Genomic DNA, 15777 nt, shown 5'->3' with positions numbered 1-15777 from the left:
ATAAACCAAGAATAAGGGCTAAGCATGTTAAATACACACTTTCTTTATTTACTCGGCCACCTGCGTTTACTTGAAGAACAGCATTCTGTCACGTCAATTAATCGTTCTGGTATTGGTTTAATCGGCACTGCACCTTATAACCAACTTTATATAAATGCGATAAAATGCTGCACCCATCATAGTGAGCTAAAGTCAATTTGCCATTTGTCCCCATCTCTTCCTTTTATGACTGACTTCATGTGCCAAAAGAAAAAAATAGAAGCGCTAATCAACAATGATGACGTTGATTGCATCATAGTGACATCCACTTGTAGTGATGAATTACTAAAGTTTGCTATTCAGACAGCGGTAACTGCTGGAAAAGATGTTCTATTGAATGATATCCCTAACTTTAGTGAAAGCGAACTGAATGAAGTATTAAAGCAAGCCATGCGTCATGACGTATTTATTGACTACAACCAACCTTTGAGCTCTGATAACCAGTTCAATCAAATAAAAGCATCTTTAATGCCTAAACATGGTAGCGAAACAGGGTTATTACGTATCACAACACACCGAATAGTAGAGCCAGAAAACCAACTACCATTCAATATATTACGAAACACCATCACAAAGAACATAGAATTATTGTTATCACTAATGCCTGATTTTGTCCTTTCACTTCCTTCTATTCAGTTCTCGCATCCCTTCAATCAAAGAGCCGATGGCGACGTCTTAATAATTAATTTACGCCAAGAAAACGGTTTATTGGTTTCATTTGAAATCTTTTTTAATACAGGAAAGATCTCAGACAAACTATCATTGAAGCAGTGCAATAACCGCTATGAGGTAGAGAAAAAACTTTCTTTTAATGAAAAATATCAAGAGGTTAATCAAGATAATTTCATTGTAAAGCAACTTGACCAATTTGTTTTAAGGCTCAGTAGTAATACAAAATTAGCTAAGATTAATCAATGGAGCCGCGCTAATGAGCTAACAGATAAAGTAATAAAACAGTTAAATATCTATGGATATATTTGATTACCATAAAATATAAAGATTATTCTGATAGAAACAGAACACATTATTATATTAGTGGGTTATATAATAATACTCTAAAATTTAATGTAACATAATCAAATTACTTATAATCAGTGTATTAACCTACACGTTCCACTATTTACATTGACAATCCCATATAAAAAAGAAGCCGGGTCAACATTGAAGAGGTATGCAAATTGGAATAATGAATCAACATCAATACAACTCTCTCCTGTCTCAAATCGATTCATTTCTTCTTCTGTTACACCGATTAAACTCGCCATTCTTTCTATCGATATTTTATGGTTTTCTCGTTGTTTTCGGATTTTTATCCCTAGCATTTTAGCAATACTTTCTTTCCCCATAATAACCTCTACTAAATATTAAAATTAATATAATTAACCGGCGCGTAAATTATCACCAACCATAAATTTATAAATTGACTTAAAATAATAAAACCCTAATTAAATAAGTCATTTAAAGACCATTCATTTATGATTTAAAAAACCAAAAAATTAGCTAACTTACTGATATAAAAAGGCTAGATGATTTTCATCATTACATTTAACTCGTGAAGCTGGTCACATTATTTAATCTCACTATCAATAGTTAAATTTACATTATTATCAGTCGACGACTAAAAGTTGTATTTTCAAGTTAACTAAAATTCTAGCTTAGCTCTTCAGTTAGATAAAACTATCTTGCTTGATTTAATGTTATAACCTTAAGAAATTAGTGACAATTTGCATTCATGCGTATCAATAAGTTTCCAGAAGATAATTATAATAAATTGAATTTTTTCACATCATAAAAAAAGACGTTTTTTTTATTTATTAGTCGGAATTACAACATTAAATTTAGACGATAAAGCAAAATATTTCATATTATGCTTATAATACTAAATGACCTTTTCAGATTAATGGTTTACATTACACACCTCTTATATTGAGCCTCCAAAATAGATTACTTCAACAGGCTGTTTTCGATAAAAATAAAATTACTTCACCCTATTTATGCCATGTTCATTACTTTCAGTCCATACTGCAATATGTAAAAATTAGATAAATTACACAAACTCTAAATAGGTGTATTTAGGTAATATTCCTACTTTTTTACTCCCCAAAACTTACTTAACTTCACATCTTTTTAATAAAATTGTCAGTTGGCGTGGTATCATATTACGAGCACCTATGAATACTTACCTGTCATAACCTTGATGTATTTTATGGCTTATTTTTTTTTGGTAAGTAAAAGAGACCTGAAAGGAAAATCATGCTACAAGAAAGTGTTATCAGGGAAATCATTCTCTGGATAGAACAAAATTTAGAATCTCGCCTATCCCTAGATACTGTTGCCGATAAATCAGGATACACCAAATGGCACTTTCAGCGCCTGTTTAAGAACCAAACAGGGCTCGCGCTTGGTTCCTATATCCGAGCAAGACGCCTTTCTTGTTCTGCTGTCGCATTACGACTAACAAATGACAGCATAATGGATATTTCTCTGAGGTACCGTTTTGACTCACAACAAACTTTTTGCCGCGCGTTTAAAAAGCAATTTAATCTCACGCCTTCTGAATATCGAAAACGCGAAGGTTGGAAGATTGAAGGGTTCTGTTTACCTCTACGAGAAAGTAAAGAGTTAAATGTTCGAGTTAAATTGACTCAATTACCAGCCATTAATTTACTCGGCACTAAACATCGTTACACTAAAGATATTAATGAGTGGAACCTAAAAACGGATGAGCTACGCCGATACTATTGGAAAGCTTTTTTCGATAAAAACCCTTATGTCACTCAGCATTTATATGCAATTCATGGTGTAGACCAAAGTGCGAATGCAGAAGGCCATTTCCTATATACCACGGCTCTAGATGAACAAGATGTAGAGATTGCACTTCCCCAGACAACCCATTTACAATTACCTGCAGGTAATTATTTAGAAATCAAGATAACCAGTAGCCTTCATGGTATTGATTACAATGATATTATTTATACTGCTTATGGGAAGGTACTTGCTGAAATGGACATCGTCCGTGGCGAAGGACCAGATGTAGAACAATATGTCCTGAAATCGAAGCCCTCTTATGAAGCGTTCGTGAATGACTCACGAAATTTTATTCAAGAGCTAAATTACTATATTCCTGTTATTATTTAATAAATAGCAAACAACCCATACGGAAACTGTACGGGTTGTTTACCTAATAATTAAAATGTCACATTAATTTTTGCCCAGAAATTTCTTCCTGGTTCATTTACTGGCACATTGGATGAATAACCAAAACCGCTATTTCCAGCTAAGTTAAGGTGCTCACTGTAGGTTTTGTCGAACAGGTTATCAACGCCTGCGCTTAACTTCATGTTTTCATTAATTGTATATGCTGTATTTAATGAAAAAATCGTAAAACCTGCACTTTTACTAAAGTCTTTACCCACCACATTGCCATCGTTTATAGCAACGCGATTTTGGCGGCTAACAACGCGTACTAAACCTGTCGTGGTCCAATCGCCTTTTTCCCATGATAAGCCAAAACGGCTTTCCAACGGTGGCATCTGCGGTAATGCCTTTCCATCTGTGCGATTTTCTCCCCACGAATAAGCCAAGCTTGCATCTGCTTTCCATTCATCACTGAGTTTTTGTGCTACACCGAGCTCGCCCCCCATGATTAACGCATTCACATTTTCAACCTGACTCATTCTTGGGTTTGTTGCGCTATAGCGGAAAAGAATAAAGTCATCAACATGCCCCACATAAGCAGAAACCCAGGCATTGGTATCTTCATGACTATATTTAGCACCAATATCTAACTGAGTCGTTTTTTCTGTTTTTAGCTTATCAAACACATTATTGCTACCATCTGGGCCAAGTTTAGGCGAGAACAGCTCCCAATAATCCGGAAAGCGTTCGGTATAGCCGACACCTGCATATAGCATAATAGGCGTGCCAGATAATGAATGCTCATAACGCGCAAAGCCCGCTGGCATCACCGTATTACGCCCTGAAGAACCTACTTCTGTATTATTTTCAACTATCACGCGATCTAAACGAGCTCCACTGACCACTTTGCCTTGTTCAGTCGCATGCCAAGTTAATTCACTAAAAACACCATAGTCTTGGAATTGTGCATCTTTTTTCCAGCTATTATTATTGTTTTTACGGTGTTTATTGGTCTGCATGTCAGCCCCTGCACGCAGTTCATAATCTTTCCACAACCATGTTCCCATGGTACGGCCACCCATGGTTTCGCGATCAACACGCATTTTCATTGGCATATTCATCATACCGTGGCCTCCATGCCCCATATGGCCACCGCTCATTCCACCGCCTGATGGAGAGCGAAGCGAGTAGTTATCCATAATATGGTCGGCATAATTGTAGTAAATATTAGCCTCAATTTTATCAAACACCTCGCCGATATTACTCTTTTCAAAGCGCAAGCCTAAGCTTTCGCGTTTAAATTGAGACCCATCCATTCCTCTCCCCGCATAGCGAGCTTCCCCATCACCTTTACCGGCGGTCAGTTCTAATAATGTGTATTCATCAGGCGTCCAGCCAACAGCAATATCTGCATTCCACTTATCCCACTTCGAAGGAACCTTATCACCATTGCCATCTTTATAATCATTTGAACGTGATTTATTACCAATGACACGAATATACCCCGTTTCATTACCTAAACTGATATCTGCATTGCCATCCCAACGCTCATTAGATGCTGTTAAGGCACTTGCGTTGCCTTTAATACCCGCTTCAGTAAATAGCGGCTTTTCGCGCTCAAAACGGATTGTTCCAGCAGAATTTCCTGGCCCCCATAAAACAGTTTGCGGGCCTTTAATCATATTCAGTACATCAAAGTTTTCAGGTGAAATATAAGAAGTCGGCGCATCCATACGAGAAGGACACGCACCTAACATTTCACTATCATTGGTTAAAATACGCAAACGAGAGCCGAACATGCCACGAAAAACCGGATCACCGTTAGTTCCACCATTACGTATTTGTGAAAAACCAGGAATGGTTTTGAGGTAATCAGAACCATCACTTGCAGGGACTGGCTGCCTTGGTGTCTTTGGCGACGTGGTGATTGTTAATGGCGAATCAACAGGCGCCGTCACAATCATTACTGAGTTTTCAGAAATAGGGCTTTGATTAACTTCATTTTTCGCTAATGTTGATGCCGTAAAAATCGCACTAATTACCAGTGTCGCAATAGGAGCCACTTTAAAAACGTGTGTATTCATTTTTCACCTGTTTCTTAGAAAAGGAAGATGCTACCTTCATCTTTTAGGCTGCAAACACATTTCAGCTCCCACAGATAAATTGCTTAATAAGCAAAGAAATTCAAGGCGAGCGAACGCGTTTTGCCCAGTGAAGGCAAAATAGCAATAAATTGATTTGTAATATTTACAATGCTAAGACATCAGGAAATAGGCGGGGCTCGAGCAAGGTGTAATGACCATGGTCTAAATAACCAAATGTGAACACTACGTTCAAAAGGAATAAATAGTGCCAGTGTCGCTAATTGCCGAATAACTACGGCAATAAATAAGATAAGAAATGGGAAGTGGATCAATAATTGGCAGTAACCACATGCAATGTCTTCCATCGGAGATTGCCCAATCCCCGTCATTAACATGTGATTCATTGGTGCAGAAACGTCACAATTTTCAGGCATCAGCATACCTTGATGCGAGTGCATCGAATGGCCTGCCATTGATGAATGCTCAATTGTACTATTAGGGTTAGTGCTCACGCAGTGTTCCATCAGCCTCATCGATTTAGAGAACAATGGAGCGATAAACAGCATAACCACAGCCAATAGTGCAAGATAGGCAGCAAATTGTCTGATTGAAGTGCGCAGGTGCAACGTTTTTCCGTCATCTGAGTACGAATTTATAGCGCAGAATTGTATCTTATTTAGATACCCATTGTTATTGATATTTACCGAAAATGTTAATTTAAGATGAACTTTATTGATAAAATTGATTATCTATCATCAATACAAACCCATTGAAAAATCAATCAATTGACTGATTTATAGTATTAGGTACATTTCTCTAAGTCAGCAAACTGTTTTAAAGGCGCCATAAAAAAGTAGCAACCACAAGTGATTGCTACTAATTTTCCATCCAAAGAATTCTAAAAATAACAAAGGGTATTCTATGCTAATAAGTTTGCAGGGTTATCAATACAAAGGCGGTTAATCATCGATTTATCCACCCCTTTTTTGGCCAATAACGAGAGAAAAACATTGGGTACAAATCCCCAGCCATTACCCCCATTTTTTGCCCACATTTGTTTGAGAAAAACATCATGACTCAACACGATTTGTGCCCCATACCCCATCTCAATCAGTTTACAAACCGCATCCGCAGTTTCTGTTACTGTTGGTGCAACACCTTCTTTTGGAAATGAAATATCTAGACCAATCATGTCAAACTCAAGCCAAACACCTCTATCAAGCATACGGCGTTGATAGTCAAAATCTTTACCTGACGGGTCTGAGTGTGCCAATGAAATTTTAGCGGGATTAACACCCATTTCTTTGATTAAAATATCGAGAACCTCATCTCCTCGACGTTGCCAACCAGGCATATGAATATTCATTGAAACATGGTCATTAGCCAGTTGCGCTACTGATGCCGCTCTTAGGCTATTCTTTTCACCATCAGTAAAAAAAGGAGATACCCCGATTTCACCAATCATTCCTGCACAAATATCCGTTCCATCAATGCCTACATTGAGCTCATCATCAATCATTTTAGCCATAGCATCGATATCATTGACTAACCGGTCACCTTCAAACTTTTCAATATACAGGCCAGAAGAAGCAACCACATTAATACCCGTTTTAATGGCAACTTCGCGCAATTGATGTACATCACGGCCAATCGCTTTGGAACCTGTAGCATCTACCAATGTTTTACCACCAAGTTCCTTAAAATTATTGACTTCATAAATCACATCTTCGATTGGCTTTTTATCCATATTGTCACAGCAGCAATATGGGTCGTGCTTCAGTCCCCATTGAATATCGGCACTGACTTTTTTATCAACCAACACATGTGAGAAGTCATAAAATGGCTCATCGACAACCGTTGATAAATCATTAAACAGATGTTCATGTGGTAATGTCAGTCCCATATCTTCTTTTTTAACGGGCCCTGTCACCGTTTGGATATAACCTTTCATTTTATACTCCTGCGGCTTTTGTCGCTTTGGCTTCTCTAAACTCAGGAATGGTCGTAATAATTGCGCCGACTAAAGCAAATACTGTTCCAATAATAGTCACTAAGTACACGGTATTGCCCAAAGACGGTAGCAATAAGTCAATCAGTACCGAACCCAATAACTGCCCTGCCGTTGAAGCAACACCGAGCATCAACAAACCTAAGCCGCGGACTAAGATTGCCATTAATGCAATGGACATTAAACCTAACGGGCCACCTAGGTACATCCACCAAACACCCGGTAAATCTAAAGTGAGATGACCTAATGCCATACGGATCACGAGAGCTATCGTCAGTACGGTAAAACCAACAATAAAGTTCCACGTAATAGAAACCATCATTGAACCTGTTGCTTCTGCAACTTTTGAGTTACCTGCGGGTTGCCACCCTGCTAACAAACCAGCTAAAAAAGGCAAAATAGCTAAATAAATGGCAGAACTTGAATGCCACTGTGGTGAAACCACAAACAACGTCGCGACAACCGCAAAAATGGCACCTAATACACGAAAGGTAGTGAATGGTTTTTTCTCATCGATACCAATACCAAAACGGTCACACAGCAAGCCTGATAATAATAGTGCAGAAATCAATGCAGTTTGGAAAGTTGCGATACCTAATGCACTCGCGGATGCGCCTTCAGAAAACACCACCATCGCACCGCACAGGCCTGCAAACCAATTCCACAATGGAATTTTTTTATTTTTAATTAAGCTAGGAATTGCTGCAAATTGTTGTCTGGTTTGTTTATTCGCAATAATGATAAAAAACATCACCACCAAACCACTGGCAAATGAAATAACGGCGCTCGCATTTCCATCTTTTAATACATCACCCAGCTGCCCATTCACTGCGGATTGCATTGGCGATAACATACCGGCTAATACCGTCGCTATCATTAAAAAAGGGGTAGAATAACTTTTAACACTCATAAAATATTCCTTTTGGATTTTTGACTATGAGTCATTATTTTTTGTAATCGGCTTACAAGGTGCTGAATTAACTCAGCACCCATTTTCTTTATTTTGATTTTTTACTTTTAAAGAATTAATTAACGAGCGATTTGCTTAAGAATATTTACCCACATATCTGAATAATGCTCCCAAGCCATAAACTCACGACTTCCCCAGTGTGGCGAGCAGTCACTCATAAAACAGCCTGTTTTTCCTTTGTCATATTCACCGAATACCAATAATGGGTCTTCACCAATATTTAAAACAACTTGTGTATTTTCTTTAGCAGCAACTTTGTTATAACCTAAAAACATTGGCCAATTACCAAAGTTTTTAATTGATTCATGGCCTGTATTAGCGGGTGTTGCAAAAACTCCCTCAGGGGTTTCAACGCGGTCGTCACCATCTAACATTTCAATCGGTAATACATCGGCTAATAATGTATTTTTATAATTAGCTTTGGCTTCAATTCCCATAAATGACAAGTAACCACCGATCATTAATAAACCACCACCTTGGCTAACATATTGTTTAATTAATCCAAGTGCGTTAGGTAATACTTTCATATTATAGAAAGTGTCATTTTGTAATAAGAAAGTATTGGCACCGATATCGCTAATAACGACAACATCGTACTTTTCTAATTCCTCTACGGTTTTAGGGAATGCCATTTGCACGGTATGTGCAGGCATATAATCAATTTCAACGCCTTTATTTCTTAAACATTCTAATAAGAAAGTTGCACCTTCTTCATATTTACTTGAAGTAAAGCTGTCATAACCTTTAGTGTGGATCATATGGATATGCCATGATTCACCAATAAATAGAATTTTCATTTTTTTCCTCTTTTCAGAATATTAATTTATTCAGGGGATTGAGTCACAACCTGAGAATAGGTTGTTTGATTAATACGATGCATAACATTTATATCTTCAGGCATTTCTGAAGCATTACTTGTTTCAACAGCAAGGGATGAAAATGCCGATGCATAGCGCAAGGCGTAAGAAAACTGTTTACCTTTCGCCAAAGATGCAGCAAGAGCCCCATTGAATGCATCGCCGGCACCCGCCGTATTCTTAACAACAGCAGTGTAAGCCGGGGAATAAATGAACTTATTACCATCAAATGCAATAGAGCCTTTGCTTCCGAGTGTAATAACTACTTTTTTTACACCTTTGTGATAGATAACTTCAGCCGCTTTTTTAGCACTTTCTAAATCAATAACATTAATATTAGAAAGCAGACTTGCTTCAGTTTCGTTAGGGGTTAAAATATCAATCTTTTCAATTAATTCATTAACGATGTCGTTATACGGCGCAGGATTTAGAATAATTGGAATTTTATATTCATTACCAATCTCAATAATTTCCTTTAACGCTTCAATATTAGTTTCTAACTGAAGAAGAATAATATTTGAGTTTACAATTTTATCTTTTTGAATCTTCACTTCGTCAGCAGTAATATCCATATTAGAACCTGGGTATATTGAAATAATATTTTCACCACTATTTTCAGATACAAATATAGATGCTGTACCCGTTTGATATTTTTCAGTTTGGTATATGGTCGAAGTTTTAATTTTAGATGACGATATGAAGTTTATTGCATATTCACTAAATTGTTCTGTTCCTATCTTCGTAATAAAGTGGACAGGTGAATCTGAATAACTCGCTGCTAATGCTTGGTTACACCCTTTACCACCAGGAGAAAAAATAAATTTATTTGATAATAATGATTCGCCTGCCTCTGGTAACCGAGGTAAGTAACTAATCATATCTACGTTAAATGAACCTAATACACATACTTTACCTAACACGGCATCATCCTTATCTGTTCTTTCATTAAAACTTTCATTGCACTCAAGAAATTGAATTATTTCTTTTTTAGCAACTTTATCTAGTGTTTCAAATTCGATGTATGCGCCACCATGGCAACGGCTAATAATTCCTTTTTTTGCTAAAGAGTTTAAATCTGCTCTAATGGTTTCTTTAGTGACATTAAGTTCTTTCGATAAAACAGAAACTTTGGCTGATCCAGTATTTTTTAAAATATTAATTATTTTCTTATGTCGTTCTGCTTTCATGCCATTTTACCTCATGGCATTTACTCTAATTTATACCTTGTTACATTAATGTGATTGTACTCATAGGTTCTCCCTGCAAAGCAAAAAAAAGCAAAAAGCATAAAAGTAAAAACAAAAAAAACCAAAAAAGAATAACTAAAGGTAAATCTTCTATTATTATCAAAATAATATAAGAATTGATTAGTTTACTTTATGGAATTTAGACCAAGAGGGAAGTACATAAGTAAATATAATAATTCGGATTATTTATTATATATTTCATAAATATAAAAACTTTAAAATAAAACAAAGTTAAATTAATAAGTTATATTTATAGCTTCATTAATTAAATAAGATAAAATAACCCTGATTAATCGTTATAATCTATTATGGGTAAAATAATGATAGGTTGAGAGAAGGATCACAATTTGAGTAAATGAATTATTCACCAGATAAACAAAAGGGAGCGGTTGCTCCCTTTTGGTCATAGTAATTGACTGCCGTTAACTATTCCGCTTTCGCTGGCAACCCTTTCTTTTCGTGTACCATCATCAGTGCTTGTTCAACACTGCGCTCGATGATAGGGCGACGTTGGTCATTCTCTGGCAGTAGTTTTAACATCATTTGCCAAGCAGAAATGGCTTCAGCGTAGCGTTCTTGCTCAAACGCATTGAATGCAAAAATGCTCAACGCTTTCACATTGGTACGGTCTTCTGCAATCAGCTTTTTAAGTAGTTCCGCACCTTGACGGTTATCTTCTGGGTCAGAAGAGCGCGTCAAAACTTCCGCATAGCCCATCACTACATTTTCATTTTTAGGTGCTAGGCGATAAGCACGGCCATAGGCATCGGTTGCCATGGTCGCATTCCCCAACACCATACCAATACGGCCTAGCATTTCCCACGCTTCTACATTTTGCGGGTCTTCTTGAAGGCGAGTACGTAGACCTAAGGCGAGGTGTTCCATTTCCGCATTATTAAGTGGCGGCTCTGACGGGTCTAGCGCTCTATCTAGCAAGGCCGGAGCTTGTTGGTAGGCATTATTCCAATCCGCCACTTTCTCGTAGCTACCTACCTGATAATAAGCACCACCCGCAACACCTAATGCAATGATAAAACCGGGTAAATAAACCCAATTGCTAGTGCGAGAGGCCTCAGGTAATGATTCTTCATCACCCTGCTCAACCTGTTTTAATCTAACGCGTTTTTTAGAACGGGCAAAAATGATCCAACCGCCTACCGCTATCGCAACAAACGGTAATCCCCACAGCATAACCGTTAGCGGTGTCAGCGGTGGGTTATAAGTGACGAAGTAACCATAACGGGCAACCATGTAATCAACAATTTCATCACGGTTCTTGCCTTCTTTCATTAACTCATACACTTTTTGGCGCAAGTCCAGTGCAATCATTGAGTTAGAATCTGCAATGCTGTTGTTTTGGCATTTAGGACAGCGCAGTTCCTCGGTTAATTTACGGAATTGCTGCTCTTGTTGTTCATTATCGAAAGTAAAGACTTCTGTCGATGCATATGTCACCGTTGCACTTAACGTTAACATCAATAAACCCAGTAAATACCTCATTGGTTCGCCTCCTGATTACAGCGCTCCCAAAGGGGTTTAAACTCTTTTTCCCAAACGCGCTCGTCCATTGCCCCTGCGTGACGATAACGGATCACACCATTACCATCAATTAAGAACGTTTCAGGTGCCCCATATACCCCTAGGTCAAGGCCTAACATCCCTTCACCATCAAATAAGCTTAAGGCATAAGGGTTGCCCAACTCACGCAACCACACAATGGCTTTATCCCGTTTATCTTTATAGTTCAACCCAACCACACGAACACCCTGTGCAGACAACTTATTCAAATATTGATGTTCTGCTCGGCATGTTGGGCACCATGTTGCCCAAACATTCAATAAGATAGGTTGCCCTTGTGTTAATACATCAGATTCGTAGTGCTGCCCCGGGTTTTCTAATGACTCAAGACGAAAAACAGGCACTGGCTTACCAATTAAAGCAGATTCTAATAAACGAGGGTCATCCCCTTCTGCATTACGCATCAATTGCCATAACAGAACCGCGGCAATTCCTGCAAAAATAATAAAAGGAATTAAGAAGACTTTGCGGTTCATGCTGTTTCCCCTTGTAATTTACGGCGACGATAACGTGGGTCAAACAAGCAGAATAACGCACCAATAGCCATTAATACGCCACCAGACCAGATCCAACGAACAAACGGTTTATAATACAAGCGCATAGTCCATGTATCTTTAGCAATTTCCTCACCCAATGCAGCATATAAATCGCGAGTAAAACCACCATCTATCGCCGCTTCAGTCATAACAGCTCGACTAACACTATAAAAACGTTTTTCTGGCATTAAAACACCGATGACTTTGTCTTTTTCCTTCACTGAAATACTGCCAATGACACCTTGGTAGTTAGGGCCATCAGCTTCTCGTACTCCATTAAATACAAAGGTATAAGCACGAATTGAAATGCTATCACCCGGCTTCATTTTCACGTCACGCTCAATACTGTAATTTTGGCTAAAGGCAATACCGACGATAGTTACCGCCAAACCTAAGTGCGCCAGTACCATTCCCCAGTAACTTGGTGTGAGCTTGATTTTCTTACTGATGCGGACTCGCATTTCTGCGAAGGCAAGAATAGCAATCCAGCACGCCATCATTAAGCCGACAACCGTTAGGGCTTCTACCCTATCTTCCATCAATAATGGCAGAGCAAATGAGAGAATAACGGTTAAAACAGTTGCAATGATTAATAACTTTTTAATCGCCGCAGGGCGGTCACGCCCCCAACGTACGAGTGGCCCAATTCCCAGTAACAAGGCAAATGGCACCATCAACGCGATAAACATGGTATTAAAGAACGGTTCACCAATGGAAATCGTACCTAGACCAATTTGTTTATGAACCAACGGTAGCAAAGTACCGAGTAACACGACTAACATCGCGGCTGTTAGGATAACGTTATTGCCCAATAACATGGATTCACGGGACCATAGCGCATTGTTAACTCTTGAGCGTACTTTGTGCCCACGCAGTGCAAACACTAATAAAGAGCCGCCAATCACTAACACCATGAAGGCTAAGATGAATAACCCTCGAGATGGGTCTGAGGCGAAGGCGTGTACGGAAACCAGTACCCCCGAGCGGACTAAGAAAGTCCCGAGCAAACACAATGAGAAAGCAAAAATCGACAATAATAGTGACCATGCTTTAAAAGTGGCTCGCTGCTCAGTCACGGAGAGTGAGTGGATCAATGCTGTTCCCACTAACCATGGCATAAAGGAAGCATTTTCCACCGGGTCCCAGAACCACCAGCCCCCCCAACCTAATTCATAATAAGCCCATGCGGAACCTAACATGATCCCTAGCGTTAAAAAGAACCATGCTGCCATCGTCCAAGGGCGAGCAAAACGCGTGAAAGAGCTATCTAACCGGCCACTTAACAATGCAGCAATCGCAAAGGCGAATGCCACTGAAAAACCGACATATCCCATGTATAACAATGGTGGGTGGAAAATCAGCCCTGGATCTTGCAGTAATGGATTGAGGTCACGCCCTTCAATCGGAAAGGCGGGTAGCGTGCGCGAAAACGGATTTGAAGTGAAGATGATAAACAGCAAAAAACCAACGCTAACCATCCCCATAACAGCTAAAACACGAGCAACAATATCGAGAGGCATGCGATAACTACAAATTGCCACCGCAAATGTCCAGCCACTCATTAATAATACCCAAAGTAATAATGAGCCTTCGTGAGCTCCCCATGTTGCCGCAACACGATACCAAATAGGTAATTGCGTATTAGAGTTATTGGCAACATAAGTGACTGAGAAATCATTAACAACAAAGGCATTCACTAATACTAGGAATGCCCCTGTTACACAAAGAAAAAGTAACCATGCTAATGGACGTGATGATGCCATTAAGCGTGCATCATTGCGCGCCACTCCCCATAGCGGGTAGAAAGACAGCAAAACGGCGAGACCTAATGCCAAGCACAGTAAAACGCTACCAATTTCAGGGATCATGATGCATTGTCCTTATAGGCAGCAGCTGGCCTGCGATGGTTTTCTTGCATCGCTTTTTCAACCTCTGGTGGCGTATAGTTTTCATCATGTTTCGCAAGCACTTCTTTCGCTAAAATATGATTATTCTCTTGTAATTCCCCTTGAACAACGACACCTTGCCCTTCTTTGAATAAGTCGGGCAAAATTCCATGATAACTTACGTTAACCTCACCTTCGGCATCATAAACAGTGAAAGTGATATTGACAGCGTTAGAGACAGGGTCAGAATCACGTACTACACTACCTGGCATGACCATGCCACCGACACGTAAGCGTTGCCCAACTTCAGGGATTTGCTGAGTTTCTCGCTTACCATAAATGATTTCACCGGGGGTATAAAACAAGTCAATGCTTGAGCGTAATGCATAGAGAATTAATGCGAGGGTTAGCCCCACACCAACCAATATGGAACAGATCAGCCAAAGTCGGTTACGACGACGAATATTCACACTCCCTCCCTACGCGCTCTTGCTGCTTTTTGCCTGACTTCACGAGCTTGCTGTTGAATAATTGCATTTATTATCATTTTTCTTTGTATATACGTATGCAAACAGAGTAACAAAATAGGTATTAATGTCAGCGCAACCGCCAGCCATACATAAAAACCATAGCCGCCCATCGCCCAAAATTCACTCCAAGATGCAAATGCGCTAGTCATGATTGACGTCCTTTTTTATTCACAATATCTAATACCCATGGACGGTTACGTTCTAACATCAATAATTGGCTACGTAAACGGATTAACGTTAATGAGATAAAAAGAAATAGGTAACCAAGGATAGCTAAACGAAGTGGTGTACGCATAGCAGGGTTGATGCTTTCTTGCATGCGAGTCGAAGGTTGGTGCAAGGTTTGCCACCATTCAACTGAATAATGAATGATAGGTAAGTTAATCACACCAATTAATACTAAAATTGCAGCGGCCTTTCCTGCGGTGCGACGGTCATCAAACGCATGCCATAAAGCAATAATCCCCACATACAGAAAAAACAGAATTAATTCAGAAGTTAAACGTGCATCCCATACCCACCATGCACCCCACATTGGTTTACCCCATGTCGCACCTGTAACTAATGCAATAAAGGTAAATACCGCCCCTATTGGTGCCATCGCCGCTATCGCCAATTCCGAGACTTTCATTTGCCAGACTAGCCCAACAAAAGCAGTAATGGCCATCGTGGCATAAATTCCCATCGACCACATTGCGGCAGGAACATGAATATACATAATACGATAGCTTTGGCTTTGAACTTTATCGGTTGGCGCAAAACCAAATCCCCAAATCCATCCCACCGCTAAACAAATTACACTCAATATAATAAACCACGGTATTAGACGCCCACATAACCGATAAAGGTTGACTGGGATGGCTAGTTGATGAAGCTTTTTCCACATAGTTTAATTACCCTGATT

At 39.1% G+C, this 15777-nt stretch carries 15 protein-coding genes; 2 read left to right on the top strand and 13 right to left on the bottom strand.

Features of this window, described 5'->3' with window-relative positions; translation table 11 throughout:
* The first annotated feature begins 24 nt into the window (after nucleotides 1-24).
* A complete protein-coding gene (locus FVA69_RS06010; protein WP_238789287.1) occupies nucleotides 25-1020 on the top strand; it encodes a hypothetical protein in 996 nt (331 codons plus the stop codon).
* 110 nt (nucleotides 1021-1130) lie between these two features.
* Here the strand turns inward: FVA69_RS06010 and FVA69_RS06005 are convergent, their stop codons facing one another.
* Nucleotides 1131-1385: a helix-turn-helix domain-containing protein gene (locus FVA69_RS06005; RefSeq protein WP_004913320.1), complete on the bottom strand. Its 255-nt coding sequence runs from the start codon at nucleotides 1383-1385 to the stop codon at nucleotides 1131-1133.
* Nucleotides 1386-2292: 907 nt separating this feature from the next.
* Here FVA69_RS06005 and FVA69_RS06000 point away from each other — a divergent pair.
* Complete coding sequence (locus FVA69_RS06000; RefSeq protein WP_004913323.1) at nucleotides 2293-3177, top strand: helix-turn-helix domain-containing protein; 885 nt, start codon at nucleotides 2293-2295, stop codon at nucleotides 3175-3177.
* Between the two features lie 50 nt (nucleotides 3178-3227).
* Here the strand turns inward: FVA69_RS06000 and FVA69_RS05995 are convergent, their stop codons facing one another.
* The 12 genes from FVA69_RS05995 to FVA69_RS05940 form a co-directional block, all read right to left on the bottom strand.
* Nucleotides 3228-5261, bottom strand: coding sequence for a TonB-dependent copper receptor (locus FVA69_RS05995; protein WP_004913326.1), 2034 nt, complete (start codon nucleotides 5259-5261; stop codon nucleotides 3228-3230).
* Between the two features lie 179 nt (nucleotides 5262-5440).
* Entirely contained in the window at nucleotides 5441-5773 is a 333-nt protein-coding gene (locus FVA69_RS05990) for a DUF2946 domain-containing protein (protein ID WP_371021336.1), read from the bottom strand.
* A 407-nt stretch (nucleotides 5774-6180) separates the two neighbouring features.
* Nucleotides 6181-7212: a phosphotriesterase family protein gene (locus tag FVA69_RS05985; protein WP_004913332.1), complete on the bottom strand. Its 1032-nt coding sequence runs from the start codon at nucleotides 7210-7212 to the stop codon at nucleotides 6181-6183.
* A gap of 1 nt (nucleotide 7213) precedes the next feature.
* The gene (locus FVA69_RS05980; RefSeq protein WP_164528537.1) at nucleotides 7214-8179 is read right to left on the bottom strand and encodes a DMT family transporter; all 966 of its coding nucleotides are present in this window, start codon (nucleotides 8177-8179) and stop codon (nucleotides 7214-7216) included.
* Nucleotides 8180-8298: 119 nt separating this feature from the next.
* Nucleotides 8299-9036 carry a glutamine amidotransferase gene (locus FVA69_RS05975; protein ID WP_164528536.1) on the bottom strand — a complete coding sequence of 246 codons (738 nt, stop codon included), beginning with the start codon at nucleotides 9034-9036 and terminating at the stop codon, nucleotides 8299-8301.
* 26 nt (nucleotides 9037-9062) lie between these two features.
* Nucleotides 9063-10283, bottom strand: a complete 1221-nt coding sequence (locus tag FVA69_RS05970) for a PfkB family carbohydrate kinase (RefSeq protein WP_164528535.1) — start codon at nucleotides 10281-10283, stop codon at nucleotides 9063-9065.
* Between the two features lie 486 nt (nucleotides 10284-10769).
* Complete coding sequence (locus tag FVA69_RS05965) at nucleotides 10770-11843, bottom strand: cytochrome c-type biogenesis protein CcmH (protein ID WP_109912714.1); 1074 nt, start codon at nucleotides 11841-11843, stop codon at nucleotides 10770-10772.
* A complete protein-coding gene (locus tag FVA69_RS05960; protein ID WP_164528534.1) occupies nucleotides 11840-12397 on the bottom strand; it encodes a DsbE family thiol:disulfide interchange protein in 558 nt (185 codons plus the stop codon). Before FVA69_RS05960 ends, FVA69_RS05965 begins: the two co-directional genes overlap by 4 nt.
* Nucleotides 12394-14325 (bottom strand): heme lyase CcmF/NrfE family subunit, encoded by a 1932-nt coding sequence (locus tag FVA69_RS05955; protein WP_004913344.1) that lies wholly within the window; start codon nucleotides 14323-14325, stop codon nucleotides 12394-12396. Before FVA69_RS05955 ends, FVA69_RS05960 begins: the two co-directional genes overlap by 4 nt.
* Nucleotides 14322-14813 (bottom strand): cytochrome c maturation protein CcmE, encoded by a 492-nt coding sequence (ccmE, locus tag FVA69_RS05950; RefSeq protein WP_004913345.1) that lies wholly within the window; start codon nucleotides 14811-14813, stop codon nucleotides 14322-14324. The genes FVA69_RS05955 and ccmE overlap by 4 nt, the downstream gene beginning before the upstream one ends.
* Nucleotides 14810-15022, bottom strand: coding sequence for a heme exporter protein CcmD (ccmD, locus tag FVA69_RS05945; protein ID WP_004262214.1), 213 nt, complete (start codon nucleotides 15020-15022; stop codon nucleotides 14810-14812). Before ccmD ends, ccmE begins: the two co-directional genes overlap by 4 nt.
* Entirely contained in the window at nucleotides 15019-15759 is a 741-nt protein-coding gene (locus FVA69_RS05940; RefSeq protein ID WP_004913347.1) for a heme ABC transporter permease, read from the bottom strand. Before FVA69_RS05940 ends, ccmD begins: the two co-directional genes overlap by 4 nt.
* Between the last annotated feature and the right edge of the window lie 18 nt (nucleotides 15760-15777).

It is taken from the genome of Providencia sp. PROV004 (assembly GCF_011045615.1).
In the GTDB taxonomy this organism is placed as follows: domain Bacteria; phylum Pseudomonadota; class Gammaproteobacteria; order Enterobacterales; family Enterobacteriaceae; genus Providencia; species Providencia rettgeri.
Note: the sequence above shows the minus strand (reverse complement) of the source record. Positions and strands in the feature narration are given on the sequence as shown.

Coding starts and splice junctions, on each gene's coding strand:
- FVA69_RS06010 (WP_238789287.1), top strand. CDS start 25: ATGTTAAATACACACTTTCTTTATTTACTCGGCCACCTGCGTTTACTT.
- FVA69_RS05970 (WP_164528535.1), bottom strand. CDS start 10,283: ATGAAAGCAGAACGACATAAGAAAATAATTAATATTTTAAAAAATACT.
- FVA69_RS05985 (WP_004913332.1), bottom strand. CDS start 7,212: ATGAAAGGTTATATCCAAACGGTGACAGGGCCCGTTAAAAAAGAAGAT.
- FVA69_RS06000 (WP_004913323.1), top strand. CDS start 2,293: ATGCTACAAGAAAGTGTTATCAGGGAAATCATTCTCTGGATAGAACAA.
- FVA69_RS06005 (WP_004913320.1), bottom strand. CDS start 1,385: ATGGGGAAAGAAAGTATTGCTAAAATGCTAGGGATAAAAATCCGAAAA.
- FVA69_RS05955 (WP_004913344.1), bottom strand. CDS start 14,325: ATGATCCCTGAAATTGGTAGCGTTTTACTGTGCTTGGCATTAGGTCTC.
- FVA69_RS05975 (WP_164528536.1), bottom strand. CDS start 9,036: ATGAAAATTCTATTTATTGGTGAATCATGGCATATCCATATGATCCAC.
- FVA69_RS05965 (WP_109912714.1), bottom strand. CDS start 11,843: ATGAGGTATTTACTGGGTTTATTGATGTTAACGTTAAGTGCAACGGTG.
- ccmD (WP_004262214.1), bottom strand. CDS start 15,022: ATGACTAGCGCATTTGCATCTTGGAGTGAATTTTGGGCGATGGGCGGC.
- FVA69_RS05980 (WP_164528537.1), bottom strand. CDS start 8,179: ATGAGTGTTAAAAGTTATTCTACCCCTTTTTTAATGATAGCGACGGTA.
- FVA69_RS05940 (WP_004913347.1), bottom strand. CDS start 15,759: ATGTGGAAAAAGCTTCATCAACTAGCCATCCCAGTCAACCTTTATCGG.
- FVA69_RS05960 (WP_164528534.1), bottom strand. CDS start 12,397: ATGAACCGCAAAGTCTTCTTAATTCCTTTTATTATTTTTGCAGGAATT.
- FVA69_RS05995 (WP_004913326.1), bottom strand. CDS start 5,261: ATGAATACACACGTTTTTAAAGTGGCTCCTATTGCGACACTGGTAATT.